This window comes from Pandoraea capi, from assembly GCF_902459735.1.
GTDB lineage: Bacteria > Pseudomonadota > Gammaproteobacteria > Burkholderiales > Burkholderiaceae > Pandoraea > Pandoraea capi.
The window spans coordinates 197,418-222,011 of record NZ_CABPRV010000006.1; the positions used below are offsets into that span (position 1 = coordinate 197,418).

Genomic DNA, 24,594 nt, shown 5'->3' on the forward strand with positions numbered 1-24,594 from the left:
TGGCCTGCGGCCGCTAGCGTGAGCGGCGGCGCTCGGCCATGATGAGCGTGAGATACACCAGACCGGCGGCCATGCTGGTCTGGCCGCTATAGTTCACCAGCCCCAATCCCCATCCCTGATGCACGACCGTTGCCGCCAGCGCGACGATCAGTGCCGTCCATCCGAGCCCACGACTTGCGCGCGTGCGCGCCACCGAAACACCTCCGAAGAACGTTGCCTGCTGACGCTCGGTCGCCATCGCCAGCGCGGCGAAGCCCACGAGACAAATGAAGAAAGTGACGACGTGCATCATGCGCGATCCTCGCTCAACGGCGCGTTGATTGCCGGCGGCGTAGCCTTGGCGACGTCCGCACGCCTGGCTGGTTTCGTCTTCGGCTTGTGCCGGGCGGTACGTACGGCGAGCCACCCGTGCAGGGCGGCGAACGCCCACAGCATGGCATCGACCCCCGCGTAGACCCAGTCGCCGGTCGTCACGCTGCGCCAGAAGCCGCGCGACGTCGTCACGGCATTGACGATCGGCAGCAGCGCGAGCATGGCAGCACCGGCCCAGAGCAGTTCGATCCACGCGCGCTTCGCAGGCCTGACGAGAGCATAGAGCAGCGTAGCCGCCCACACCCAGTAGAATGCGTCGACTTCGGCGGCGCTGCGCTTCAGTGCATCGGCCGGAATCAGCCGATTGCTCCACAGGAACGCGGTCATGGCGATGGAGAGGCCGGCAATGGCCGCGATGTTCAGCCGCTCGACCACAGGGAAGCCGAAATGCGGGCGCGCCGTGTCGGGCAGCTTGCCGCGACGTTTCACGGTCCACATCACGAGCCCGGTGCCGACCATCGCGGTGCCGCCAAGACTGACGAGGAAGTACAGCCAGCGCAGATGCAGATCGCTGAACCGTCCGAGGTGCAGCGCGTACATCACGCCCCGCGTTTCGGCGGCGGCACCCACGTTGTCATGAACGTCGATGAGTCTGCCGGTCGTGCCCTCGAACAGCAGATATTGCGGACTCATCGAGACACGTGTGGATTCGCCGCGTGTGACGGCCACGCGCGCGTTGGCGTCGCCGGCGTTGGTGACGGTGACGCGTCCGACGTCGCGTGCGCCCCAGCGGGCCTGCGCCTCACGCACCATCGCTTCGATGGACGCGAGCGGCATCTTCTCGCCGGTGGCCTTGCCCGGCGGCGGAAACGCGCTCAACTGCGCGTTCAACTGGCTGCGCTCGGCCGGTGTCTTGATGGCCGTCTGTGCGCCCCACGGCATATACATCGCCATGAGCGTGACGAGACCGGTGTACGTGATCATCAGATGGAAGGGCAGGCCGAAGACGGACAGCGCGTTGTGCGCGTCGAGCCATGAGCGTTGCCCCTTGCCCCATCGGAAGGTGAAGAAGTCGATGAAGATTTTCTTGTGCGTGATCACGCCGCTGACGATCGCCACGAGCATGAACATCGCACAGAAGCCCGCCAGCCAGCGTCCCCACAGGACCGGCAACGGGTGGAACTGGAAATGGAAGCGGTAGAAGAAATCGCCGCCCAGCGTCTCGCGGGCTTTTAGCGTCTCGCCCGTCGTGGGATCGAACGTCGCCTCTTCGAATGTGCGACGCGGTGCGCTGGCGCTCCCATTGGGCGCGGGGGCATTGCGCCAGAACACACCGGCGACCGGATTGCGCTCGGTCGGCAGGTAGATGCTCCACTGCGGGCTACCGGCGGCAAGCGTCGTCAACCGGTTCGCCACCTCCTGCGCGACGATGGCCGGGTCGGGCAGCGTCTGCCGATGCGGCACTTCGGGGCGCATCCACTGCGAGATTTCGTCCTTGAAGTAGCTGACGGTGCCGGTGAGGAACATGGCGTACAGCAGCCAGCCCACGAGCAGTCCCGCCCAGGTGTGCAGGTCGGACATCGTCTGACGGATGCCACGACCTTGCGACTTCGGTGTTCTTACGTCGTTCGCTGGCTTAGGTGTCATGCCGCACCTCCCGTCATCACGCCCGATGAGACCGCCCAGGCGGCGAGCGCGAGCGGTGCGGCAACGATCAGCAAGCCGACCCAGGCATGCCACGCGCTGCGCACCGCGAACACCCACACGACCGCTCCGGCATAGATGGCGAAACTCGCCAGCTCGCCGGTGATGACCGCCTGCACCTTGTTCATCGGCAGGGCGAGCACCGCCACGCTCGCGAGCGCCGCGACGGCGTAGCCGCCACCGATGGCCGCCACGATGCGAGAGACGAGCGCGACGAGTCCGACGAGCTTTTGCCGCTTGGCGGGCATATCGGGCATATCGGGCATATCGGGCATATCGGGCGTGTCCAAAGTGCGGGCAGTCCCCGTGGGGGTACGACGAACCTGAGCCATGATGCGAGTCAGTTACCTCTTGAGATGACGAATGCTGCGGCGGTGGATCGATGACATGTCGGCTGACCTCAGAAGTCGATCTGCGCCGACAGCAGGAACGTGCGCGGCGCGGCCACGGTGGCGTAGGTGCCGCTCATGAGCCAGTAGTTCGAATTGAACAGGTTCTCGATGTTGGCGCGGAACACGACCGACTTGCCTGCGATGCGGGTGCGATAGCGCGCGCCGATGTCGTAGCGGGTCCAGGCCGGTATTTCGAGGGTGTTGGCCGCGTTGAAGTACATGCGCGACGTGTTGATGATGCGACCGTTGAGCGAGAGTCCCTGCACCCACGGCGTATCCCAGTCGACACCGAAGTTGAACGCGCGCTTGGGCACGCCGTTGGCATCGTTGCCGTCGTTCACGCCACCGGCCGTCTTGGTGAGTTTCGCGTCGTAGAACGTGGCGCTGGCCATCAGACGCAGACCCTTCACGACTTCGCCATACGCCGACAACTCAAGCCCGCGGTTGCGTTGCTCGCCGTCGAAGCTGTAGACGTTGGTGGCCGGATCGGTGATCGCGTTCGGACGCTGCACCTGGAAGACCGACACCACCGTCGTCACCGGCCCCCAGTCGGCCTTCACGCCGGCTTCGTACTGCTTGGACTTGTACGGGGGGAACACTTGCCCGGCGTTGCGCGCCGTGGCCGGTGCAATGCCGCCGCGCGACAGACCCGAGGTGAAGTTCGCGTAGACCGAGATGTTCTGCAACGGCTTGACGACGATACCCGCGAGCGGTGAGATGGCGCTCTGGTCGTAGCTCGACGTCAGCGCGCCGGTGGCGGTGCTGAAATTGTCGAGCGCAACACGCTGGTGGCGCAGGCCACCGGTGAGCAGCACACGGTCGTTCAGCAACGAGAGCGTGTCCGTCACGGCAATGCTCGTCAGCGTCGACTCCGATGCCTTCTTCGCGTCCGCACGCGGCACGTTCACCGCCGGCAGCGGCACGGGGTTGTATATGTTCGAGACCACCGACGTGGTGCCCGGCGAGTACGCGTTACCCGCATCCTGCTCCAGACGCGAAGCCTGCACCGTCAGCGTGTGACCGATGTCGAACGTCTTGAACGTGGCACGTGCGCCGACGTCTGCCGTGCGCGAGCGCGTGTACGAGTCGTAGTAGGAATTCGTCGCCGTGAAGTTGCCGAGCGCGTCGGCCGGGCCGCTCGGGAACGTCTGATAGGCGCTCGCGTAGTGATAGCCGACCGCGCCCCAGACGGTGACGTTGTTCAGCACGTCGTATTCGAGACGCGTGGTGACGGCCGAGTCGTGCAGATGCAGCTCGGTGCCGGGGTAGAAGTTGCGATAGGCGGACGGTGCGTCCGGAATCTTCTTCACCGACGACTGGAAGCCGATCTGCGGGCGGAAGTTGTCGTCGCCTTCGTGTTGCGTGTAAGCGTCGAGCGTCCAGCGCAGGCGTTGCGTGGTGTAGTCGAGGCCGACGGAGCCGAAGCCGATGTTCTGCTTGCCGTTGTCCATCGTGGTGTTGCCGTCGCGGAACACGCCGTTCAGACGCACCCCCCATTCCTGGTTTTCACCGAATCGGCGTCCCACATCGGCTTCGACGCCGAGCTGCGATTTGCTCTGGAAGGTCGTCGTCAGTCGCGTGATCGGCTCGCTCGTCGCGCGCTTGGTCACGACATTGATGGCGCCGCCGATGCTGCCGCTCGGGCCTACGCCGTTCATCAGCGTGCCCGGTCCCTTGAGGACTTCCACGCGCTCCACGATGGCGGCCGGCACCCGGCTGGCGGAGACCATGCCATACAGGCCGTTGAGGCCGACGTCGCTGCTCGAGACGGTGTAGCCGCGAATCTGGAAGTCTTCGCCGAAGCCGCCGCTGGATGTCAGCATGCGGACCGAAGATTCGTTGATGACGACGTCCGCCAGCGTGCGCGCCTGCTGGTCGCGCACCATCTGCTCGGTGTAGTTCATCGTGCTGAATGGCACATCCATGGCGTCGGCCGAACCGAGCATGCCGAGGCTGCCGCCGCGTGCGATCTGACCGCCGGCATAGGCCGGTTGCAGGCCGTTGTCGTAGGTGGCGGTGACATGTGTCGTCGGCAGGGTGACGGCGGAGTCCGTCGCGTTCAGACCCGCTGCGGGCTGAATGAGAAAGCTGCCATTCGATTGGGGGACGACTTCGACCCCGGTGCCTGCCACGAGCGCTTCGAGCCCGTTACGCGGCGTATACGTGCCTTTTAGGCCGTTGCTGTGACGTCCCGCCGCGACTTCGGGCTTGAACGACAGCATGATGCCGGCGTCGCGGCCGAAACGGCTCAGAGCGTCTTCGAGCGAGCCTGCGGGAACGTCGAACGCTCGCGCACCCTGCACGGTGGCGTTCTGCGCGTGAGCGGCGAGCGGCGCGCCGAGGGCGATGAGGCCTGCACCGGCCGGGGCGGCAACCGCTGCGCCCAGGGCGATGCGGCCCAATGCGCAGGCCAGCCGCGTGCGGCGCGGTACCCGAAGTGGTTGGCTGAGGCGTTGTTGCAGCCCGCGGACGTGACCCATGATCTGACCTTTCGTGTGGAAGAAGAGCGGTGGTGCTCGTCCTCCATGACCCGCGAAAAACAGAAACGGATCACCTTTTTTAAAAAAATTTCGGAGTCGCCTGAAATCGTCCGACTACAGGTGACGGAATCTGGTCGCAGCGTTATCGGCCTTATCAGCGTTAGGCCGGGACCAGCCGGATTTCGCGGGCGCCCCAGAAGCGGGTGACCGCTTCGGTGCGCACGGCGAGGGTGGTGCCGAGGGTGTCGAGCACCTTGCCGACGTCGTCGAGCGGGAACGTGCCCGACACGCGCAGGTTGGCGACGCTGGCGTCGCACGTGAGCGAAGCGTTGCTGTAACGCGCGAGTTCGGCAACGAAGTCCGCGAGCCGCATGCTGCGCGCGACGATGAAGCCGTCGGCCCATGTCGCGTCGTCGGTCGGTGTGTCGCTCGCCTCGGAAATGCTGCTGGCCGTGTAGCTCGCGTGTTTGCCGGCGGGCAGGATCAGCGACTTGCCGGGTACGTCGCGCGGCCGAATCTCCACCGCACCCTTGAACACACTCACATGCGTGCCGTCATCGAACTGGCGCACGGTGTAGCGCGTGCCGAGGGCGCGCGCGGTGCCCTGTGCGGTCTCGATGAGAAACGCGCGCGCGGGCGCATGCGTGTCCGGGGCTGTCGTGATGAGCACTTCCCCGGCGATCAACCTGACGCGGCGTTCGTTGTCCCGATAGACGATGTCGACGGCGGTGTCGGTGTTGAGCACGAGTTGCGTGCCGTCGTCGAGTCTCAGCGTGCGACGCTCGCCCACGGCGGTGTGCACGTCGGCGGACCAGCGCTGCCAGGGCGACGAATGCAAGACGCCCCACGTTCCCCATGTTCCGCTACCCGCGAACAGCAAGACGACCAGTGACTTCACCGCGCGGCGGCGCTGCTTCGACGCGGGCGGCGCCAATGCGGCCTGCGCGACCCCGGCTTCGACGGGCGCGGCGAGCGGGGCGAGCTTGCCTTTGACGGACTCGATGCGCTGCCATGCGCGTTCATGATCGGGGTGCGCCTCGCGCCACGCCTGCCATGCGGCGACAGTGAGCGGCGACACGTCGTCGCTCTGCAGCTCGATGAGCCATTCGACGGCGCGCTCGGCCACTTCCGCCGGCACATGCGCGGCATCGGCGGTGGCGTCGTACCAGCTTGAACGAACGGCAGGCATGGTGTGCTCCTCGTCAGCCGACGAACGGCAGGTCGGACAAGTCGGCGAAGTAACAGCGCTGCAATGCCTTGGCGAGATAACGTTTGACCGTCGGCACCGAAATGCCGAGCGTCTGTGCGATTTGCGCGTGCGTCTGACCGTCGAGCTGCGAATACAGAAATGCCTGCCGCACGATGGTCGGCAGGCCATCGAGCAAACGGTCCAGTTCCAGCAGGGTTTCGAGCATCATGGCGCGCGTCTCGGGCGACCATTCGACATCGCGCGGCACTTGCGCGAGCGCTTCGAGATAGGCGCGCTCAAGTTTCTGGCGACGCCAGTGATTCGAGACGAGATTTTGCGCGACCGTGGTGAGATAGGCGCGCGGCTCGTCGAACGTTGACGGCACGCGCTCGCTGCCGAGCAATCGCACGAACGTGTCGTGCGCGATGTCGGCTGCCTGCTCGGCACTGCCCAGACGTCGATGCAACCAGCCCTTCAACCAGGAGTGGTGATGGCAATACAGCAGTTCGACGGTGGAGGGGAGGGTGCCCGGGGTTTGCATGATCCAGCCTGATGCTCGGTCCACTCACGACACTGAGGACCAGCGCGAACACTGGCTAACGGTCATGCAGCAGGTGAGACAACTCGCAGTAATTTGTTAATGATAATCATTATTGATAACTCATGGGAAATGTCCCTGTCAATCGCAAGTGCTTTGCCGATGGGAAAAGGGTAGGTGTGCCGAATTGGGGCAGATGTCGCTCAGGGCCGCCGCACGGGCATGTGCGACCGGAGAGGGTGTTGTTTTCAGGCAAATTCCGAAGATGTTTGCGATGCAGCATTTATTGCTTGACGCTCCAAATTAGCCTCAGTTACCATCCGCCCTGTCTTCAATTTAAGGGGTTAGTCCGTGAATTCCGATGCCAGTAGTCCTCGATCTTTGATCGATTGATTGCCTGAGGATCCACAGCTCTCCCTGTGCCGCGTCCTCAAGCAGGATGCGGTGTCTCGCGCCAACCGAACGCTCTTTCCGAGCGTGCCCGCCCAGGGCGCTTCGGCGCAATTCCCGCAAAAGTTTCCACTGTCGTGCCCGTGATGGGTGTCGTCGTCTTGCGTCTGCGCTTTGGCGTTTGCGCGTCATGACGATGCGGCTTCACGCGCCGGCCGTCCATGCCGCGTGTTCACATGCGCCATGGGCACTTCGCAGTCATGCGAGGAAATCATGCGAGCTTTTCAAACGTTTCAGGCTTTCCAGAGCCAACCGACGCGCACTACGCCGGTGTCGCATCTGACCATCGTCTGCCTGGCCGAGGCCCTTGGCGCCTTGCGCAAGCAGATGTTCATCGACCTGACCGCCCTCGGCCTGCGCGCCACGCACGTGAGTATCACGCGCTGGAGCGACCGCGACGAGGCGTCCGCCACCGTGACGCTCGATTGCCCGCAGGCATCGCGCGCATCGCTCACGTCGCTCGTCATGCGACTGTCCGGCGAACGGAGCGTGCGCCGCGTGTTCTGGTCCGACGACGCTTCGCGCCGCGCGAGCGTCGGGGCCTCGCCCGTCGCCGCCTGAGTGCGGTTTTCCCGATCCACCGACGATTCGCCGCCTCGCGCTTGCCCGCGATCCGGTGTTATCGATGATCAAAATTTAAGGAGTCCAAAATGGAAGACGGAAGTCCTCGAAGGTCGCCCGTCGGGGTCGTGCACGCGATGCATGACGTCCCGGCGGGCGACATAACGCCACATCCCAGTTTTTTCGCTATCACCGACCGCGCGCCGCGCGGCGCGGCTGGGTGCGTTCGCGCTGTTTTCCGGAGAGATGACATCCGGTAGCGCCTGACGAGACCGGCCGGCCGCCATGCCTTGTGCATGTGAGCGTAAGCCGCGCCAGGAAATCGTCATGACAAATAACCACCGCTCCCGCCATAAGCAGCGCGGCTTCGTCGAACACTCGACATCCTCCGATCTGCCCCTCTCGGGGCCCGACGTCGTTGCACGTCTCGCGACCGAACCGCTGCATCACGTGCTTCACACGCTGGGCACCGACACCAGCGGCCTGCCGCTCGCCGACGTCGGTCAGCGTCAGACACGCTACGGCCCCAACGAAATTGCGCACGACAAGCCGCCGCACTGGACCCGACAGTTGATCGGCGCCTTCAACAACCCGTTCGTGTTCGTGCTGCTCGCACTCGTCACGATCAGCTTTTTCACCGACGTCTACTTTGCCGATCCGGGCGACGAGGACTACAAGAGCATCATCATCCTGATGACGATGGTGACGATCAGCGGCCTATTGCGCTTCTTCTCCGAGTTCCGCTCGCTGCGCGCGGCCGAAAAGCTCAAGGCGATGGTGCGCACCACGGCCAGCGTTCGCCGCCGGCTCTCGGCGTCGGGCAAGTCTGAGCGTCACGAGGTCGCCATGCGTGAGTTGGTCGTGGGCGACATCGTGACGCTTCAGGCAGGCGACATGATCCCGGCCGATCTGCGTCTGATCGAGTCGCGCGACCTGTTCATCAGCCAGGCCGTTCTGACCGGCGAGGCGCTGCCCGTGGAGAAGTACGACACGCTCGGCTCCGTCGCACAGAAATCCGCTTCGATTGCCGGCGCTAACGGCAGTGCGGGCAATGCCAACCTGCTCGATCTGTCCAACATCTGCTTCATGGGCACGAACGTCGTGAGCGGCACGGCGCTCGGCGTGGTGGTGGCGACTGGCGCGGATACGTATTTCGGCGCGCTGGCGAAGAACGTCGTGAGCCACAAGCGCGTGGAGACGAGCTTCGACCGGGGCGTGAACAGTGTGAGCTGGCTGCTCATTCGCTTCATGCTGGTGATGGTGCCGGTCGTGTTCATGATCAACGGCCTGACCAAGGGCGACTGGTTGAGCGCACTGACGTTCGCGCTGGCCGTGGCCGTGGGTCTCACGCCCGAAATGCTGCCGATGATCGTGAGCGCCAACCTCGCGCGCGGTGCGCTGGCGATGTCGCGTCGCAAGGTCGTGGTCAAGCGTCTGAACTCCGTGCAGAACTTCGGCGCCATGGACATACTGTGCACCGACAAGACGGGCACGCTCACGCAGGACCGAATCATTCTCGAACAGCATCTGGATGTGGCGGGTGACGAGCAGGAAGACGTGTTGCGTCTGGGCTGGCTCAACAGCTATCACCAGAGCGGTCAGCGCAACCTGATCGACGTGGCGATCATCCGCCGCGCCAACGAGATCGGCGAGTCGGTGCAACCGCGCACGTTTGCCAAGATCGACGAGCTGCCGTTCGACTTCGTGCGTCGCCGTCTGTCGGTCGTGGTCGAAAACGAGCGTCATGAGCATCTGATGATCACCAAGGGGGCCGTCGAGGAGATGCTGTCCGTCGCCACGTACGTGAAGACCCCGCAGGGTGTGCGTGCGCTCGACGACACCACCCGCGCCATGCTGATCGCCCGTGCGGAGTCCTACAACGAAGACGGTTTCCGCGTGCTGGTCGTGGCCACGCGCGACATTCCGGCGAGAGAGACGAAGACGCAGTACAAGACGTCCGACGAGCACAGTCTCACGGTGTGCGGCTTCCTGACGTTCCTCGATCCGCCCAAGGACTCGGCAGCCCCGGCCATTGCCGCGCTGCGCGAACACGGCGTGACGGTAAAGGTGCTCACGGGCGACAACCCGATCGTGACGATCAAGGTGTGCCGTCAGGTCGGTCTCGAACCGGGCACGCCATTGCTCGGCTCGGACATCGAGTCGATGGACGACACCACGCTGCGTGATGTCGTCGGCCGCACGACCGTCTTCGCCAAGCTCGCTCCGTTGCACAAGGCGCGCGTCGTCAAGGCATTGCAGGCCAACGGCCACACCGTCGGCTTCCTCGGTGACGGCATCAACGACGCGCCGGCACTGCGCGATGCAGACGTCGGCATCTCGGTCGACACCGGCGCGGATATCGCCAAGGAAACGGCCGACATCATCCTGCTGGAAAAGAGCCTGATGGTGCTCGAAGCCGGCGTGATCAAGGGCCGCGAGACGTTCGGCAACATCCTCAAGTACCTGAACATGACGGCCAGCTCCAACTTCGGCAACGTGTTCTCGGTGCTGGTGGCGAGTGCGTTCCTGCCGTGGGAGCCGATGCTGGCCGTGCAACTGCTCGTGCAGAACCTCGTGTACGACATCTCGCAGATGTTCCTGCCGTGGGACCGCATGGATCCGGAGTTCCTCAAAAAACCGCGCAAGTGGGACGCCAGCAACATCCGTCGCTTCATGCTGTGGATCGGACCGACTTCCTCGGTGTTCGATATCACGACGTATGCGCTGATGTGGACGGTCTTCGGCGCGGGCGCGCTCTATCACGCCCACGGCGGCAATGCCGGACAGGTGATCATGAACTCGGGCTGGTTCATTGAAGGGCTCGTCTCGCAAACGCTCGTGGTGCACTTGCTGCGCACGCAGAAGATCCCGTTCCTGCAAAGCACGCCGGCGCTGCCGATCATGCTCTCGACCTCCGTCGCCATTGCCATCGCCTGCTGGCTGCCGTATTCGCCCTTTGCCGACGCCATGGGCTTCGTGAGCCTGCCGGGGTCGTACTTCTACTGGCTCGTGGCGACCATGCTCGGTTACATCATGCTCGCGCAGATGGTGAAGACGATCTACATCCGCCGCTTCGGTCGCTGGTTCTGATCGCTCATCCCACCACCACAACCCACACATTGACGTCCCGGTGCGCATCCTGCCGCACCGGGCGGCACACGCACAAAGAGAACGATTCATGAAGAAGCCACTGATTTACCTCGCGCTGTTTGGCCCGCTGGTTTGCCCTTTGAGCGCTTTCGCGGCGCACCCGCTGACGTCTGACGACACCGGCACGCAAGGCGACGGCAACTGGCAATTCGAAACGAACGGCGAAGTCACCTCGAAGCAACCGGATATCGGGCGTCAGACGCTATGGAACAGCACGCTCACGCGCGGTGTCGGCGAAGCGCTCGACCTGTACGTCAACGTGCCGTACACCAACATTCAGAACCGCTCGGAGACGTCTGGCAGCGGCATCGGCGATGTGGAGACCGGCGCCAAGTGGCGCATGTACGACGACGGTGCATTCAGCGTCGGTCTCAAGCCGTATCTGACGTTTCCCTCGGGCAACGACCAGCGCGGACTCGGCACCGGCCGCGTGAATGCCGGTGCGACATTGCTCGCCCAGTACCAGATCGACGACTGGACGTTTCTCGCCAACGCCGGCGCTGCCTATCAGGCGAACCGTCAAGGTCAGCGTCAGGGGCTCTGGAAGGCTTCTGCGGCGGTGCTCTATCGCGTCCTGCCGTCCACGCAACTGATTCTGGACGTGGGGACTTCGCAGAACCCCGATTTCGCGCAAAAGACGAATCCCGCGTTCATGATTCTGGGCGCGATCTATAGCCCGACGTCGTGGATGGATCTCGACGTCGGCTACCGGCGCGGCCTCAATCCGCAGACGTACGATTATTCGTGGATGGGCGGGCTGACGGTGCGCTGGTAAGGCACTCGACGGCCTGACGCGCATCGCGCTGCGCGTCCGTTGGTGCTGCGTGAGACCGGGGGATGCGTGGCGTGCGCGGGACATAAGATGCATGTCGGAGCCATGTTAAACTGCCTCGCAAAAGCACACCGGGCGGCCGACGAGACATATCGTGCCGCCCGATTCGTTCCCGCCGCCGTTCCCTGTCCACCGTCGCATGCGACTTACCGACCATACCGATTACAGTCTGCGCACCCTGATCTACGTCGCGGTTCATCCCGACGAGCTGGTGCACGTGCAGTCCGTGGCGGACGCGTTCGACATCCCCAAGAATCACCTCGTGAAGATCGTGCAGAAGCTCGGTCAACTCGGCTTTCTGCACACCGTGCGTGGCCGCTCGGGCGGGATTCGGCTGGGGCGTGCGCCGCAGCGCATCGGCCTCGGCGAAGTGGTGAGGGCGATGGAGCCCGATTTCGCCATGGTCGAGTGCTTTCATCAGGGCGACAACGCTTGCGTGATCACGTCGGCATGCCATCTTCGCAGTGTGCTCGGTGACGCGCTGCGCGCTTACTTTGCCGTGCTCGATCGCTATACGCTGGCCGATCTCGTCGACCAACCGGCGGAGTTGCGCCGTCTGTTGGGGGATGGGGCCGCCGCCGTCATTCCGGTGGCGGATATCAAAGTCAAGAAGCGCGTAACGGCGTCGTAATCCTCAACACGATTCTTCGTTCGCCCCGTTCGCGAGACGGACGAAATTCCACCTTTTCCGGCCATCTGATCGACGTTCGCTATCGATGCCATAGCGCCGGATAATCGCGCCCGTCGAAACTGGACGAATGGTCGCATCTTGCAGACGTCCTGCCGTGCAGAGCGCGCTGTCCTTTCGTAATCTTCAGTCATACCCGCAAGCGTTCATCCACTCTCAGGATGAACGCACAGGGAAAACAGACATCCGGCAATTCCATGCCGACCGAAAGGAGTTTCACCATGAACGCTCGTCTTTTTGCCGCTGCCCTGATCGCTACCGCTTCGTTTGCTTGCGCTTCGGCGTTTGCGGACACGCAGACCGCCGATGCCGGCCAGCCCGTGGCTTCACAAGGTCTCACCCGTGCACAAGTTGTGGAAGAACTGCGTGAGGCGCGTGCTTCGGGCCAGCTTGACCAATCGCTCGAAACGTATCCGTCGCTGCTGCAACAACGCGCGTCCGCTGGTCGCTCACGTGCGGAAGTGCGCTCGGAAATCGGCACGGCTGCGACGGTTGGCGATAACCGCGCGTGAGGCGCCTCGTGAATCGTGCTTGAGTGCGTGGGCCGATCCGAGCAAGGGTTGGACAAATCCGCCATAATCGGCGCACCGGGTTATTTCGACGAGTGCGCCATGGATCGGCTCTCCACCCTGATTTCGAATTTCGGCGTTCGCGCCGGTGTGTTTCATAGCGGCGGCATGTGTGGGCTTGCCAGTTACGGCGTCGACGCCCACGACGGCGGCCATCTTCATTTGCTGCGTTCGGGCGAAGTCGCCCTCGTCACGGAAGACGGCGTGCGTCAGAAGATCGTGGAACCGTCGCTGATCTTTTTCCCGCGACGCAATCATCACCAGTTGCTCTCGGGCGAGGCGGATCGCACGGAGCTGGTCTGCGGCTCGCTCTCGTTCGACGGCGGTCACAACAATCCGCTGGTGGCGGCGCTGCCGGAGTTTCTCGTCCTGCCGACGAAGTCCCTCTCTACGCTGGAACTCACGCTGAACTGGCTGTTCGCAGAAGCGTTCGGCGAGCATTGCGGGCGGCTGGCGGTGATGGACCGGTTGTTCGAGTTGCTGGTGATCCAGTTGCTGCGCCACGTGCTGGAGCATCGGCTCGTGAGTTTCGGCATGCTCGCCGGGCTGGGCGATCCTCGCCTCGCACGGGCGTTGAATGCGATTCACAATCAGCCGGGCGAGCCGTGGACGGTCGAGTCGCTGGCGAGCACGGCCAACATGTCGCGCGCGAATTTTGCCGCGCAATTCCGCGAAGTCGTGGGGCAATCGCCGGCGGACTATCTGCTGGACTGGCGTATCGGGCTGGCGCAGAAGCGCTTGCGCGACGGGCAGCCGATTGCGCGCGTGGCCGAGGAGGTCGGGTACGACAGCGCCTCGGCGCTCGCACGCGCCTTCCGTCGCAAGACGGGCAGCAGTCCGCGCGACTGGCTGCGCGCTCAGATGCATGCGGTCACGACGCTGCCGCGTCCTCGCGTGCAGATCGTGCCGGCGCTGCCGGCGCAGGCGGCCTAACCCGCATCATCGGGTTTCGACGACATCCGGCACATCGCGGTGAAATCGCTGCGACATCATCGGAGCCGACGGTAAGCCGCGGGGCGCATCGTCGTCGCGTTATCTCTCAGGTTGTCGAGTGATAGAGAAGCCGCCCGGGACTTGCACAGTAGCGCAAGTCCCGGGCGGTTTGCTTTGTTGCGTCTTAGAACACGTGACTGACGCCAAGACGCACGACGGTCTGCGAGTTGGTTGCGGACGACATGCCGTTTGCGGCGTCGCCGACCGAAGCCGTGGCGTCGATCACGTTGCCGAACGCGTCGAGCGTGCTGCCCGAGGCCTTCTGATAACCGGCCAACGCGTACAACTCCGTGCGCTTGGACAGGTTGTAGAACGCCGCGAGGTTGAACTGGTGGTACTTGGCGCCCGAGACGTTCGCGGCCGGCGCATTCACCTTCGTGAAGCTGTAGCCGCCGCCTACGCGGAACGCATTCGTGACGCGGTACATGCCCAGCACACCGATCGTGTCGAACTTGGCCGTTCGGGTAAAGCGCGAATACGGGCCTGCCGAGTATTCCGTATGGCTGTAGTTCGCGCCGAGCGTGGTGTCACCGATCTGGTACGTCATCGAGGTCGCGATGATGTCGCGAGCGCGGGCGCTGGCATATCCCGCGTTGATCGACGACGCGAAGGCCGATTCCGACGAGCCGACCCAGGTGCCGACCGACGTGTCCGTCGCGCTGGCCTTGTCGTTGTTGGCGTGCGAATAGCCCAGACCCCACGTCAGCGGACCGTTGGCATATTGTCCGGCCAGGCCCCAGGTGTTCTGGCGTCCCATCGTGCCCGGCTGGCCGCCGAAACCATACATCGCGCCGAAGGTGAAGCCGCCCCACGTCGGCGAGCGGTACTTCACGCTGTTGTTCACGCGCGAACTGTGGTCGAGGTTGTCCACGTCGCCCGGATGTGCGGCGACGCCTGATAGCAGTGCTGTGCCGCCCACGGCGCCGACAAGATCGATGAGCGGGTCGTACTGGCGGCCGAGGGTGACGGTGCCGTAAGCCTTGTCCTGCAAGCCGACATAGGCGTGACGACCGAACTGCGCGCCGCCCTGGCTGGCGGTGCCGTTACCGATGTTGAAGCCATTTTCCAGACGGAACAGCGCCTTCAGGCCGCCGCCGAGGTCTTCCGTACCTTGCAGGCCCCAACGGCTGCCTTGCCACGTGCCGCTTTGAAACGCGTAGTTCGACGCGCCGTTGACCAGTGCCGGACGGCCCGCGGCGCTGGCGCGCGTGACGGTAGCGACGTTGCTGGCATAGCCGATGCCGCCGTCGACGATCCCGTAAAGGGTGACGTTGGACTGGGCATGCGCGAGTGCGGCGGCGCCGCAGCCGATGAGCAGCGCGGTCGCACGGGCGAGGGGCGCGAGTGGCGCGTGGGCGAATGACTTCATGGTGACTTTCCTGAGTGATGTCGGGCGAGTAGAAAAAGGCCAAAGGGCCTGAAAGCGGCTTTTTGGCGCAGCGGCGTAGTGGTGTAGTGGTGTAGCCGCCGTGAAGCGCCGTCGATGTGTGCCCCGGTGTTTATTCCGAGTGAATGCACGTTTAAAAAATAGGAATCCTAAAAATATGAATGTCGACATCCCTCGGATGATCGTGATCGCGTCAGCGGGTGATCAGGCCACGTGCTCCGGTATCGGCGTGTGGCCTGATCGAGCTAAGCGGGTGATGAACCGAAAGCCGTCAGGCGTTCGTTACTTCGCGGCGTCTTTCCCTTGCGAGCCGAGTGCGGCGCGCAAACGGGCGGGCGAGTCCGTCATCACCGCATCGAAGCCCAGTTGCGAGGCCGCTTCGAAGTCCTGCGGCGTCTCGACACCGAAGGCGACGAGGTGCACGTCGCCGCGCGACTTGAAGCACTGCACGGCGGCCGGCGTCCACCAGTTGGCAACGACCTTCGAGATGCCTTCGCCGAGCGTGAACCGCTCCACGACTTCCACCTGACGATGAAACTCGATCCCGGCCCATGTGCCCGGCGCCGGGGGCGTAGCGCACTGGCCGGCGAGGGCCGCCGCCACGAGGCGGTTACGCGTGGCGTCGCGCGACTCGAACAACTGCGCCTGCGGGCGGCGCGCACGCATGCGATCGGTCGCATCGGCCTGCGTCGAGTACAGACGCACACGCGACCACGCGTTCGTCTCGTCGAGCACCTTGATGACGGCTTCGACCAGCGGGGCTGCCGGCGTCTGCTTCATGTCGAGCAGTACCGGGACGTTGGCCGGCACGGCGGCCAGCGCTTCGCGCAGCGTTGGAATCGGCAGCGGATGATCGCGATAGGGGAAGACGGTCTGGCCGCTGGCGTCCTTGCGTGAGAACGCATAGCCGGCGTTGAGCGTTTTCACGTCGGCGTAGTCGAGGTCGGCGAGCTTGCCGCGACCGTTCGTCAGCGCGGAGAGGTCGGCCGGACGGTACATGACCGGCACGCCATCACGCGTGACCTGCACTGTCATCCACAGCGCCTGCGCGCCGTTCTGCAACGCGTTGGCAAAGGCTTGTACGGTGTTCTCCGGCGTGTCGCCGGTGCCGCCGCGATGCGCCACGATCAGCGGCGCGGCATTGACGGTGACGGGCGTCAGTGCGCCGAAGAGGCAGGCGGCGGCCGCGATGCCCACGGCAGCGAGGCGGGCGACCGGCAGGGGGATGGACATCACGGACGTGCTAAGCGGTTTTTGAAACGACGCAAAGCGCGACTGACGAAGCGGAGCGGATGGCATGGTGATCGGTCTCTGGGCAGGGCGTGGACGATGCGTTTGGAAGATGCGCGTGAACAATGAACGTGTGGTCAGACGACAAGAATTTCGGGCGATCCGTCCGACGGACTTGCCAGGTGCCGACACAGCGAATCGGGCAGGACGTCATCGGTAATGACGAGATCCTGCTCGGCGATTTGCCCGCCGCGCACGCTGGGTTTGCGTGTGAACTTGTACGCATCGGCGACCAGAATGCGATAGCGGCTGGCATCGCGAAGGGCTTCGCGCGAGGCCGCTTCGTGACGGTCGTAATCGAGCAGCGTGCCGTCGTCGTCGATGCCGCCGACGCTGTACACGCCCACGTCCGCCCGATAGGCGCGGAACATGCGGTCGGCTTCGTCGCCGAGAATTTCGGGGTTGGGCGAGCGGAGTTCGCCACCCGGCACGATCACCCGATGCTCAGGGTTGCTGGCCAGCACGAGGGCGGCGCGCAGATTGTTGGTGATGACGCACAGACGCTTGCGATGCACGAGCGCGACGGCCACCTGCTCGGGCGTGGTGCCGATGCCGAGCAGGACGGTCGCACCGTCCGGAATACGTTCGGCCGCAGCGTGGCCGATGCGAAGCTTGCCTTCGAGGTTGCGCACGCGGCGCACTTCGTAGGGTTGGTTGGCGCCCGGGGTGAGCAGACGCGCGCCGCCGTGATAGCGACGCAGCACGTTGGCGTCGCAAAGCATGTTGACGTCACGGCGAATCGTCTGCGTCGCCACGCCGAAATGCTCGGCGAGGGCGTCGACACTCATTTCGCCATGTTGGCGGAAGAGGGCGACGATACGGGTCTGGCGTTCGGAGAGGTCCATCTGACGGTCGCAATGTGCACATTCGTTCTGGAATGGGCGCCACTTTGACAGCCGAGAATGACATTCAAATGACGGTGTCGAATGTTCAAATGAACATTTTCAATTAACGAGAAACACTCGGATGAACGGGAGCGTTCGCCTCGAACTTCGCGCAGCGCGTCGAAAAGAAGGTGCGCACGTTCCGGATATTGGCCGAGCTTTTGAACAGGCGTCGTGCGAGTTCGTCGTAGGCGGCCATGTCGCGGACTTCCGCGATGATGACGAAGTCCGGCCCCGGCGAGACGCGGTAGCACTGCGTCACCGCAGGCTCCTCGCAGATGTAGGACTCGAAGGTGTCGTAGTCCTCGGCGGTCTGGCGGTCAAGGCTGACTTCGACGACGGCGCTTAGCGTCGGGCCGAGTTTCGTGGCATCGACGATGGCGATCTGACGTGCGATCACGCCGGCCTCGCGCAAAGCACGTACACGTCGCAGGCAGGTCGGCGCGGACGCGTGAACCCGTCGCGACAGTTCCAGATTCGAGATTGAGGCATCGGCTTGCAGGATGCCGAGGATGCGCAAGTCCAGATCGTCGAGGGTGAGGTTCGCCATGCGAGAGTCCGAGATGTGTTTTGCGTTTGAAATTAAATTTCATGTCACGTGATGCATGAATTTAAATTTCATGTGAACTCGAATATTGACGATTAATTTCTTTGCGTCAACTCTACCATCGCTTCACTGACGGGCAACGCAACATTTCGGAGAAGCGTGATGTGTGGAATCATCGGCGCGGTGGCGCAGCGGGACATCGTCCCCAATCTGGTCGACGGTCTGAAGCGGTTGGAGTATCGCGGGTACGACTCGTGTGGCGTGGCGCTTTATCGTGACCGTGAACTGGTCCGGGCGCGAAGCGTGGAGCGGGTGGCGAATCTTCAGGAGGAAATCGGGCGTGTCGGACTGAGCGGTTACACCGGTATTGCTCACACGCGCTGGGCGACGCATGGCAAACCGGTCACCGACAACGCACATCCTCATTTCTCGCCGAATGCCGAAACGCCGCGCATCGCGCTGTCGCACAACGGCATCATCGAAAACCATGAGGCACTGCGCGCAACGCTCCAGGCGCACGGCTACACCTTCGCCAGCCAGACGGATAGCGAGGTCATCGCGCATCTGATCGACCATCTGTACGACGGCGATCTGTTCGATGCGGTAAAGGCGGCGGCTGCGCAATTGCAGGGAAGTTATGCGATTGCCGTGATCTGCCGGGACGAACCGCACCGGCTCGTCGGCGCGCGCGACGGCATGCCGTTGATCCTGGGCGTGGGCGATGGGGAGAACTTCATCGCGTCGGATGCGATTGCGCTTGCCAACGTCACCGACCGGATCGTGTATCTCGAGAACGGCGATGTGGCAGACGTTCAACTGCATCGCTACTGGGTGGTGGACGCGCAGGGGCAGCGTGTCGAGCGTCCGGTCAATCGCGTGGCGGCCCACAGTGGCGCGGCGGACCTCGGGCCGTATCGCTACTACATGCAGAAGGAGATTTTCGAGCAGCCGCGCGCGGTGGCCGACACGTTGTCGGACGTCACGTCGATCATGCCGGAGTTGTTCGGCGATAACGCTTGGCGCGTGTTCAATGCGGTCGACTCGGTGTTGCTGCTGGCGTGCGGCGGGAGCTATCACGCGGCGCTCACCGCCAAGTACTGGATCGAGAGTCTGGCGCAACTGCCGGTGAGTGTGGAGATCGCGAGCGAGTATCGCTATCGCGATAGCGTGCCCAACGCGAAGACGCTCGTCGTGGCGGTATCGCAGAGCGGCGAGACGGCGGATGTGCTCGGCGCGGTGCATGTGGCCAGGCAGCGCGGGATGTTGCATACGCTGGCGATCTGCAACGTGGCGACGAGCGCGCTGGCACGTGAATGCGCGCTGACGTTCTTCACGCGGGCGGGCGTGGAGATCGGCGTGGCGTCGACGAAGGCGTTCACGACGCAACTGGTGTCCCTGTTCATTCTGGCGTTGACGCTGGCGCAAAGCCGCAAGCGCCTGACGGATGAAGACGAGCAGCAGCACCTGAAGGCCTTGCGTCATCTGCCGGATGCGGTTGCCAAGGTGCTGGCGCTGGAGCCGCAAATCATCGGCTGGGCGGAGCAACTGACGCGGCGTCAGGACATTCTTTTCCTTGGGCGCGGCCTGCATTACCCGGTGGCGATGGAGGGTGCGCTGAAGATGAAGGAAATCTCGTACATCCACGCCGAGGCGTATCCGGCGGGGGAACTCAAGCATGGGCCGCTGGCATTGGTGAGCGACGAGATGCCGGTGGTGGCGGTGGCGCCCAACGATCGGTTGCTGGAGAAGCTCAAGTCGAACATGCACGAAGTGAGCGCGCGCAATGGGAAGTTGTATGTCTTCGCGGACAGCGACTGCGGGCTGTCGCCGGGGCCGGACATCGACGTGATCCGGCTGACCGAACACTACGGTTTGCTCTCACCGATTCTCCACACCATTCCGATGCAACTGCTGGCGTATCACGCCGCCGTGGCAAGAGGCACCGATGTGGACAAGCCGCGGAATCTGGCGAAGTCGGTGACGGTGGAGTGACCGGAGGCTCTAGATTCGTGTTCGTCAGGCGCTAAGCGACTGCGCCCGTCGAACTCGCATCCACCACGAAAAACTCATTCGCATATTGCTGGCGGCGCTGAATCACCAGTCCGAGCGGTGTGCCGACTTCCGAGGTACTGCCGGGTTCGGTACTCTTGGCCGGTGTCGCGTCTTCGCCCACGGTCACATTGACCTTTGCTGCGCCGGCGATGTGAATGCCGGGACCACGCCGGTGATCTTGGTGTCGCTCACAAGGGTGTAACTGGTCGCGGGAATCTTCTTCGAAGAGGCATCGACAAAGTACACCTGAACGGCCTTCGAGAATCCGGCTCCAGTGATCGTGAACTGGCCGCCGCCCTTGCGCTCAACCATGTCGAGGGTGGTGCTCGTAATGCTCGCCATGAGAGACCTCTTGTTGAGACGTGGTGTCTTTCGAATCTAGGCGACACCGGCGCATCTCGCACCTGTCAACCCTGACAGGCGCGTTTCAACACTATTCGTAAAACGACGAAGCCCCGCAAAAGGCGGGGCTTCGATGAACTACCGATCGTTCAGCGCTCAGTGTGCACGCTTGCCCACCAACCGCATCCCGCTCGCGATACATCCCGCCGCGGAGAACGCCGCGCCCCAAGCCAGGGCCCAGGTCGAACCGTGCGTGCCGAACAGGCCCAGCGCGAGGGCGACGAGTGCGGCGCCCGTCGCCTGACCGAGCAGTCGTGACGTGCCGACCATGCCGCTCGCGCCCCCGCTACGCTCCGGCGGCGCGCTGTGCATGAACGCCTTCAGGTTCGGCGACTGGAAGAAGCCGAAGCCCAGCCCGCACAGTGCCATGCGCCAGCCGATATCCCACAACTGCGCATGCTCCGGCATGATCGCCAGCAACGCCATCCCGGCACTGAGCATCGCCAGTCCGATGGCACCCAGCGCACCGGGCGGGTAACGATCGGACAGACGTCCCGCCAACGGTGCGATGGCGGCCACGAAGAACGGCCACGGCGTCATCAGGAAGCCGGTTTCGATGGGGCTGCGATGCAGCACGTTCTCGAAGTAGAACGGCAACGACACTAGCCCCAACCCTTGCGTCGCAAACGCGCAGATCGCCGTAAGCGTCGACAGCGCAAACGCAGGCAGACGCAACAGGTCGACCGGCAGCATCGGCGCACGGTGACCCCGCTCACGTCGAATCAATGCCCAACCGAAGAACAACGCCCCGACGAAGCACGCCAGCGTCAGATGCCAGTCGGCCTGCTGTGCGCTCTGACTGAGTGCGAAGATCAGCAGCGAGAACGTCAGCACATTGAGCAGCGCGGCGATCATGTCGGGCTTGTGCTCGCTGCGCGGCGTGTCCGGCAGATTGCGGCGCGAGAATGCCAGCGCCAGCAGCGCCGTCGGCACGTTGATGAGGAACAGCCACGGCCAACTGGCAAACGCTAGCACCAGCGATGCCACCGTCGGTCCGATGGCAAACGAGATGCCGACGATCAGGGCGTTGAGCCCAACGCCGCGTCCCAACTGCGCCGCCGGATAGAGGAAGCGAATCAGCGCGATGTTCACGCTCATCACGGCTGCCGCGCCCACGCCTTGCAGCACGCGTGCGCCGGCAAGAAAGCCGAGCGACGGCGACAGCGCGCACAGCAGCGACGCCACCAGAAAGACCGCAACGCCAGCCATGAACACCCGCTTGTGTCCGACACGCTCGCCAAGCGATGCGAACGGCAGCAGCGTGGCCACCATTGCCAACTGGTACGCGTTCACGATCCAGACGGATGCCGACGGCGTCGTGTTCAGATCGAGCGCCATCTGCGGCAGGGCCGTGTTGGCGATCGCGGTATCGAGACTGGCGAGAGAGACGGCGAGCAGGATCGCCGTCATGGCAAGACCGCGTCCGGTGGCGGGCGGCTCGTGAGGTTGCGCAGCGGCGGCGCTTACCGTCGAATTGTCGGCGGTCGGGGGCAACGACGACATGACGGATCAGCCCTCGGCCAGAATCTGACGGATGGCTTGCTCGAAGACCTCGGGCGGTTGCCCTCCGCTCACGAGATGACGGTTGTTGAAGATGATCGCGGGCACCGAGCTGATGCCCAGATTCTGATAGTGACGCTCCAGTGCACGCACCTGATCGGCATACTCGTCCGTCGACAGGATCTCGCGAGCGCGCGCGGTGTCGAGGCCCGCCTGACGCGCGGCGTCGACCAGCACTTCCGGATCGCTCGTGCGCTTGCCTTCGACGAAGTAGGCGCGCAGCAGCGCTTCCTTGAGTGCGAGCTGCTTGTCGTTACCGACGGTCTGCGCCCAGTGAAGCAGACGATGCGCATCGAACGTGTTGTACGCGTGCGTGCGCAGATCCATGCGCATCGGGAAGCCCTCGGCGGCGGCACGTGCACTGATGTTCGCCTGATTCTGCGCGAGCTGTTCCGGCGAGAGGCCGTACTTGCGCGACATGTAGTCGGCGAGCGGCACGCCGTCCACCGGCATGTCGGGGTTCAGCTCGAAGGGGCTGAAGTGCAGGTCGACATCGACTTCGTCGCCCAGTCGGCCGAGCGCTGTCTTCAATGAGGCGAGGCCGATGGCGCACCAGGGGCAGGCGACATCGGAAACAAAGTCAATCTTGAGTGTGGCAGGCATGATCTGACGGCGCCAAGGGGGCGCGTGCAATGAAAAACGCGCCGCCTTGCGCGACGCAACACGGCAATCGTCGCACAAATCGATAATTCTCGCCGGTTCCTGCGGTGCGCCTGCCGCCGGCCTTTGCGTAGGCGGGTCTGCGGCCAGGGTGGCTGGAGGCAGAGGTTTGACTCGTGTTTTGTCAGTCGAAATTATTGTTTTGAGAGATGGAACCTTCATCGACGTCGATCACAGCCATCTATGGCGTTGCGGTATCGTGTGGGGCGAAATCGATCGTTATCGATCGTTATCGATCATCTTCCCCCCAAGATTTTCAAGGAGTCCGTTATGCCGTCCGCTGCCGATCTCGTGACGTCGCTGGAATTGTTGCCGCATCCGGAAGGCGGGCATTATCGGGAGACGTATCGCGCCGGCGACACGATTTCCGCTCAGGCATTGCCGAACGGATTCTCCGGTCCACGCAGCATCTCCACCGCGATTCTTTATCTGCTCGAAGCGGGGGACTTCTCGGCGTTTCACCGCATTCGCAGCGACGAGGTGTGGCATTTTCATCTGGGCGGCACACTCTGGATTCACGAGATCGACGCCGTCGGCAAGCTCACGACGACGCCGCTTGGCCACGATGTCGCGCATGGCGAGCATCTTCAGCACGTGGTGCGCGCCGGTCACTGGTTTGCCGCACAACCCGCACCGTCCACGCAGTACTCGCTGGTTGGCTGTACGGTAGCGCCGGGCTTTGCCTTCGAAGACTTCGAGATGGCTGATCCTGCGGCGCTTGCCGCGCAGTGGCCGGCGCATCGCGATCTGATCGCACGCCTCGGACGCGGCTGAGACCGCGACGTCTGCCTCGACTTCGCCCCGAAGCGATCGACCCCGCGACACTGCGTGGGCAGTGAAAATGCAAGCGGTTGCCGTCCTGCGGCGACGCTTGCCGCCGGAGTGCGATAGCATCGGCATTACCGCATGCACCCCTGTGCACATCGTGCACACCGTATAACTTTCGGCCCTCGCTTTTCATGTCCCATACTGACGACGTTCATTTCTACGACCCGGCCAAAGGCCACGGCCTGTCTCACGACCCGTTCAAGGCGATTGTCGCGCCGCGCGTGATCGGCTGGATTTCGAGCCGCGACGCGCAGGGTCAGGTGAACCTTGCGCCATACAGCTTCTTCGGTGCGTTCGCCACGTTTCCGCCGATCATCGGTTTTTGCAGCGAGGGGTACAAGGATTCCATCGCCAACATCGAAGCCACGCGCGAGTTCGTCTGGAATCTGACGAGCAAGTCGCTGGTGGGGCAGATGAACCAGACGTCCGCGCCCGTGCCGCATGACGTGGACGAGTTCGAGCTGGCTGGGCTGACCAAGGCCCCCGGCGTGAACGTCGATGTGCCGCACGTGGCCGAGTCGCCCGCATCCCTCGAATGCAAGCTGCTGCAAGTGGTGCGCATGCATGATCTCGACGGCAAGCCGATGAACAACTGGCTTGCGCTGGGGCAGGTGGTCGGCGTGCATATCCGCCGCGAATTCCTGCGTGAAGACGGCTTGTTCGATACCGTGAAAGCCCACCCGGTGATGCGCGCCGGCTATCTCGGCGACTACGCCGAGATCGGGCCGATGTTCGATCTGCGTCGTCCCAAAGCGTAAGGAACGTTGACGGCGACGGTCTCGCTTCCGTTCGCGTCTTATCTATCTTCTCGCTGTCTCATCACGCGTTTCAGCACATCGAACGTGAAGGTGCCGCGCTTCGGCACGATACCTTCATGCGCATCACTGTCTTCACTTTCCGCAATGCGCTATTGACGATTTCGACGCGCGAGATCGATTGACTTGTCATGCTGACGACGGGGCACGCTGCGGCGCGTTGTCGCGCGGGCTTACCCAAAGCCTAGGCGGATACCCTAATTGCCAACCGGTCGGTCGGCTGACGCGTTCGCAATCATTTGTAAAATTTGCTGCGATGCAAAATGTTTTCGAGACGCGTATGCTTGCCACCTTCGTTGACGCCCCCGCGC

General features: G+C 63.7%; 23 protein-coding genes. 9 read left to right on the plus strand and 14 right to left on the minus strand.

Going from position 1 to position 24,594, the window contains the following annotated elements; translation table 11 throughout:
- Positions 1-13 precede the first annotated feature (13 nt).
- From PCA20602_RS14480 to PCA20602_RS14505, 6 genes are all read right to left on the minus strand, one after another.
- The gene (locus tag PCA20602_RS14480; protein WP_150721826.1) at positions 14-292 is read right to left on the minus strand and encodes a DUF3325 domain-containing protein; all 279 of its coding nucleotides are present in this window, start codon (positions 290-292) and stop codon (positions 14-16) included.
- Positions 289-1,959, minus strand: coding sequence for a PepSY-associated TM helix domain-containing protein (locus tag PCA20602_RS14485; protein ID WP_150721827.1), 1,671 nt, complete (start codon positions 1,957-1,959; stop codon positions 289-291). The genes PCA20602_RS14480 and PCA20602_RS14485 overlap by 4 nt, the downstream gene beginning before the upstream one ends.
- The gene (locus tag PCA20602_RS14490; RefSeq protein WP_246182173.1) at positions 1,956-2,282 is read right to left on the minus strand and encodes a DUF3649 domain-containing protein; all 327 of its coding nucleotides are present in this window, start codon (positions 2,280-2,282) and stop codon (positions 1,956-1,958) included. The genes PCA20602_RS14485 and PCA20602_RS14490 overlap by 4 nt, the downstream gene beginning before the upstream one ends.
- Positions 2,283-2,416: 134 nt before the next feature.
- Positions 2,417-4,888, minus strand: a complete 2,472-nt coding sequence (locus PCA20602_RS14495; RefSeq protein WP_150721828.1) for a TonB-dependent receptor — start codon at positions 4,886-4,888, stop codon at positions 2,417-2,419.
- Positions 4,889-5,048: 160 nt separating this feature from the next.
- A complete protein-coding gene (locus tag PCA20602_RS14500) occupies positions 5,049-6,077 on the minus strand; it encodes a FecR domain-containing protein (RefSeq protein WP_150721829.1) in 1,029 nt (342 codons plus the stop codon).
- A 13-nt stretch (positions 6,078-6,090) separates the two neighbouring features.
- Complete coding sequence (locus tag PCA20602_RS14505) at positions 6,091-6,618, minus strand: sigma-70 family RNA polymerase sigma factor (RefSeq protein WP_069341830.1); 528 nt, start codon at positions 6,616-6,618, stop codon at positions 6,091-6,093.
- Between the two features lie 660 nt (positions 6,619-7,278).
- Between PCA20602_RS14505 and PCA20602_RS14510 the strand changes: the two genes are divergently transcribed.
- From PCA20602_RS14510 to PCA20602_RS14535, 6 genes are all read left to right on the plus strand, one after another.
- A complete protein-coding gene (locus PCA20602_RS14510; RefSeq protein WP_139133149.1) occupies positions 7,279-7,626 on the plus strand; it encodes a hypothetical protein in 348 nt (115 codons plus the stop codon).
- Between the two features lie 327 nt (positions 7,627-7,953).
- Positions 7,954-10,716, plus strand: coding sequence for a magnesium-translocating P-type ATPase (gene mgtA / locus PCA20602_RS14515; protein WP_150721830.1), 2,763 nt, complete (start codon positions 7,954-7,956; stop codon positions 10,714-10,716).
- An 88-nt stretch (positions 10,717-10,804) separates the two neighbouring features.
- Positions 10,805-11,551, plus strand: a complete 747-nt coding sequence (locus PCA20602_RS14520; protein WP_150721831.1) for a transporter — start codon at positions 10,805-10,807, stop codon at positions 11,549-11,551.
- 196 nt (positions 11,552-11,747) lie between these two features.
- Complete coding sequence (locus PCA20602_RS14525; RefSeq protein ID WP_150721907.1) at positions 11,748-12,239, plus strand: Rrf2 family transcriptional regulator; 492 nt, start codon at positions 11,748-11,750, stop codon at positions 12,237-12,239.
- 278 nt (positions 12,240-12,517) lie between these two features.
- Positions 12,518-12,808: a DUF4148 domain-containing protein gene (locus PCA20602_RS14530; protein ID WP_174981143.1), complete on the plus strand. Its 291-nt coding sequence runs from the start codon at positions 12,518-12,520 to the stop codon at positions 12,806-12,808.
- A 99-nt stretch (positions 12,809-12,907) separates the two neighbouring features.
- Positions 12,908-13,798: an AraC family transcriptional regulator gene (locus PCA20602_RS14535; protein ID WP_150721833.1), complete on the plus strand. Its 891-nt coding sequence runs from the start codon at positions 12,908-12,910 to the stop codon at positions 13,796-13,798.
- Between the two features lie 184 nt (positions 13,799-13,982).
- Here the strand turns inward: PCA20602_RS14535 and PCA20602_RS14540 are convergent, their stop codons facing one another.
- From PCA20602_RS14540 to PCA20602_RS14555, 4 genes are all read right to left on the minus strand, one after another.
- Positions 13,983-15,227: a porin gene (locus PCA20602_RS14540; protein ID WP_150721834.1), complete on the minus strand. Its 1,245-nt coding sequence runs from the start codon at positions 15,225-15,227 to the stop codon at positions 13,983-13,985.
- Between the two features lie 300 nt (positions 15,228-15,527).
- Entirely contained in the window at positions 15,528-16,478 is a 951-nt protein-coding gene (locus PCA20602_RS14545) for a glycerophosphodiester phosphodiesterase family protein (protein ID WP_150721835.1), read from the minus strand.
- A 134-nt stretch (positions 16,479-16,612) separates the two neighbouring features.
- Positions 16,613-17,380, minus strand: coding sequence for a DeoR/GlpR family DNA-binding transcription regulator (locus PCA20602_RS14550; RefSeq protein WP_150721836.1), 768 nt, complete (start codon positions 17,378-17,380; stop codon positions 16,613-16,615).
- 103 nt (positions 17,381-17,483) lie between these two features.
- Positions 17,484-17,969 carry an Lrp/AsnC family transcriptional regulator gene (locus PCA20602_RS14555; RefSeq protein ID WP_150721837.1) on the minus strand — a complete coding sequence of 162 codons (486 nt, stop codon included), beginning with the start codon at positions 17,967-17,969 and terminating at the stop codon, positions 17,484-17,486.
- Between the two features lie 159 nt (positions 17,970-18,128).
- On the opposite strand from PCA20602_RS14555, the gene glmS reads away from it, so the two are divergent.
- Positions 18,129-19,958 (plus strand): glutamine--fructose-6-phosphate transaminase (isomerizing), encoded by a 1,830-nt coding sequence (glmS, locus tag PCA20602_RS14560; protein ID WP_150721838.1) that lies wholly within the window; start codon positions 18,129-18,131, stop codon positions 19,956-19,958.
- Positions 19,959-19,989: 31 nt separating this feature from the next.
- Here the strand turns inward: glmS and PCA20602_RS25655 are convergent, their stop codons facing one another.
- From PCA20602_RS25655 to PCA20602_RS14575, 4 genes are all read right to left on the minus strand, one after another.
- Positions 19,990-20,145 (minus strand): hypothetical protein, encoded by a 156-nt coding sequence (locus tag PCA20602_RS25655; RefSeq protein ID WP_174981146.1) that lies wholly within the window; start codon positions 20,143-20,145, stop codon positions 19,990-19,992.
- Positions 20,142-20,360 (minus strand): IPT/TIG domain-containing protein, encoded by a 219-nt coding sequence (locus PCA20602_RS14565; protein WP_150721839.1) that lies wholly within the window; start codon positions 20,358-20,360, stop codon positions 20,142-20,144. The genes PCA20602_RS25655 and PCA20602_RS14565 overlap by 4 nt, the downstream gene beginning before the upstream one ends.
- 156 nt (positions 20,361-20,516) lie before the next feature.
- Positions 20,517-21,923: an MFS transporter gene (locus tag PCA20602_RS14570; protein WP_150721840.1), complete on the minus strand. Its 1,407-nt coding sequence runs from the start codon at positions 21,921-21,923 to the stop codon at positions 20,517-20,519.
- Between the two features lie 6 nt (positions 21,924-21,929).
- Positions 21,930-22,583 (minus strand): DsbA family oxidoreductase, encoded by a 654-nt coding sequence (locus PCA20602_RS14575; RefSeq protein WP_150721841.1) that lies wholly within the window; start codon positions 22,581-22,583, stop codon positions 21,930-21,932.
- A 327-nt stretch (positions 22,584-22,910) separates the two neighbouring features.
- On the opposite strand from PCA20602_RS14575, the gene PCA20602_RS14580 reads away from it, so the two are divergent.
- Both PCA20602_RS14580 and PCA20602_RS14585 read left to right on the plus strand, forming a co-directional pair.
- Positions 22,911-23,414 (plus strand): cupin domain-containing protein, encoded by a 504-nt coding sequence (locus PCA20602_RS14580; protein ID WP_150721842.1) that lies wholly within the window; start codon positions 22,911-22,913, stop codon positions 23,412-23,414.
- A 185-nt stretch (positions 23,415-23,599) separates the two neighbouring features.
- Complete coding sequence (locus PCA20602_RS14585; RefSeq protein WP_069341813.1) at positions 23,600-24,226, plus strand: flavin reductase family protein; 627 nt, start codon at positions 23,600-23,602, stop codon at positions 24,224-24,226.
- The last annotated feature ends 368 nt before the right edge of the window (positions 24,227-24,594 follow it).

Bases quoted from the DNA above. Each gene is read 5' to 3' on its own strand.
- PCA20602_RS14495 (WP_150721828.1), bottom strand. From the start codon at position 4,888: ATGGGTCACGTCCGCGGGCTGCAACAACGCCTCAGCCAACCACTTCGG.
- PCA20602_RS14570 (WP_150721840.1), bottom strand. From the start codon at position 21,923: ATGTCGTCGTTGCCCCCGACCGCCGACAATTCGACGGTAAGCGCCGCC.
- PCA20602_RS14580 (WP_150721842.1), top strand. From the start codon at position 22,911: ATGCCGTCCGCTGCCGATCTCGTGACGTCGCTGGAATTGTTGCCGCAT.
- PCA20602_RS14520 (WP_150721831.1), top strand. From the start codon at position 10,805: ATGAAGAAGCCACTGATTTACCTCGCGCTGTTTGGCCCGCTGGTTTGC.
- PCA20602_RS14545 (WP_150721835.1), bottom strand. From the start codon at position 16,478: ATGTCCATCCCCCTGCCGGTCGCCCGCCTCGCTGCCGTGGGCATCGCG.
- PCA20602_RS14485 (WP_150721827.1), bottom strand. From the start codon at position 1,959: ATGACACCTAAGCCAGCGAACGACGTAAGAACACCGAAGTCGCAAGGT.
- PCA20602_RS14550 (WP_150721836.1), bottom strand. From the start codon at position 17,380: ATGGACCTCTCCGAACGCCAGACCCGTATCGTCGCCCTCTTCCGCCAA.
- PCA20602_RS14575 (WP_150721841.1), bottom strand. From the start codon at position 22,583: ATGCCTGCCACACTCAAGATTGACTTTGTTTCCGATGTCGCCTGCCCC.
- PCA20602_RS14555 (WP_150721837.1), bottom strand. From the start codon at position 17,969: ATGGCGAACCTCACCCTCGACGATCTGGACTTGCGCATCCTCGGCATC.
- PCA20602_RS14505 (WP_069341830.1), bottom strand. From the start codon at position 6,618: ATGCAAACCCCGGGCACCCTCCCCTCCACCGTCGAACTGCTGTATTGC.
- PCA20602_RS14500 (WP_150721829.1), bottom strand. From the start codon at position 6,077: ATGCCTGCCGTTCGTTCAAGCTGGTACGACGCCACCGCCGATGCCGCG.
- PCA20602_RS14530 (WP_174981143.1), top strand. From the start codon at position 12,518: ATGAACGCTCGTCTTTTTGCCGCTGCCCTGATCGCTACCGCTTCGTTT.
- PCA20602_RS14490 (WP_246182173.1), bottom strand. From the start codon at position 2,282: ATGCCCGATATGCCCGATATGCCCGCCAAGCGGCAAAAGCTCGTCGGA.
- PCA20602_RS14510 (WP_139133149.1), top strand. From the start codon at position 7,279: ATGCGAGCTTTTCAAACGTTTCAGGCTTTCCAGAGCCAACCGACGCGC.
- glmS (WP_150721838.1), top strand. From the start codon at position 18,129: ATGTGTGGAATCATCGGCGCGGTGGCGCAGCGGGACATCGTCCCCAAT.
- PCA20602_RS14480 (WP_150721826.1), bottom strand. From the start codon at position 292: ATGATGCACGTCGTCACTTTCTTCATTTGTCTCGTGGGCTTCGCCGCG.
- PCA20602_RS14585 (WP_069341813.1), top strand. From the start codon at position 23,600: ATGTCCCATACTGACGACGTTCATTTCTACGACCCGGCCAAAGGCCAC.
- PCA20602_RS14565 (WP_150721839.1), bottom strand. From the start codon at position 20,360: ATGGCGAGCATTACGAGCACCACCCTCGACATGGTTGAGCGCAAGGGC.
- PCA20602_RS14535 (WP_150721833.1), top strand. From the start codon at position 12,908: ATGGATCGGCTCTCCACCCTGATTTCGAATTTCGGCGTTCGCGCCGGT.
- mgtA (WP_150721830.1), top strand. From the start codon at position 7,954: ATGACAAATAACCACCGCTCCCGCCATAAGCAGCGCGGCTTCGTCGAA.
- PCA20602_RS14525 (WP_150721907.1), top strand. From the start codon at position 11,748: ATGCGACTTACCGACCATACCGATTACAGTCTGCGCACCCTGATCTAC.
- PCA20602_RS14540 (WP_150721834.1), bottom strand. From the start codon at position 15,227: ATGAAGTCATTCGCCCACGCGCCACTCGCGCCCCTCGCCCGTGCGACC.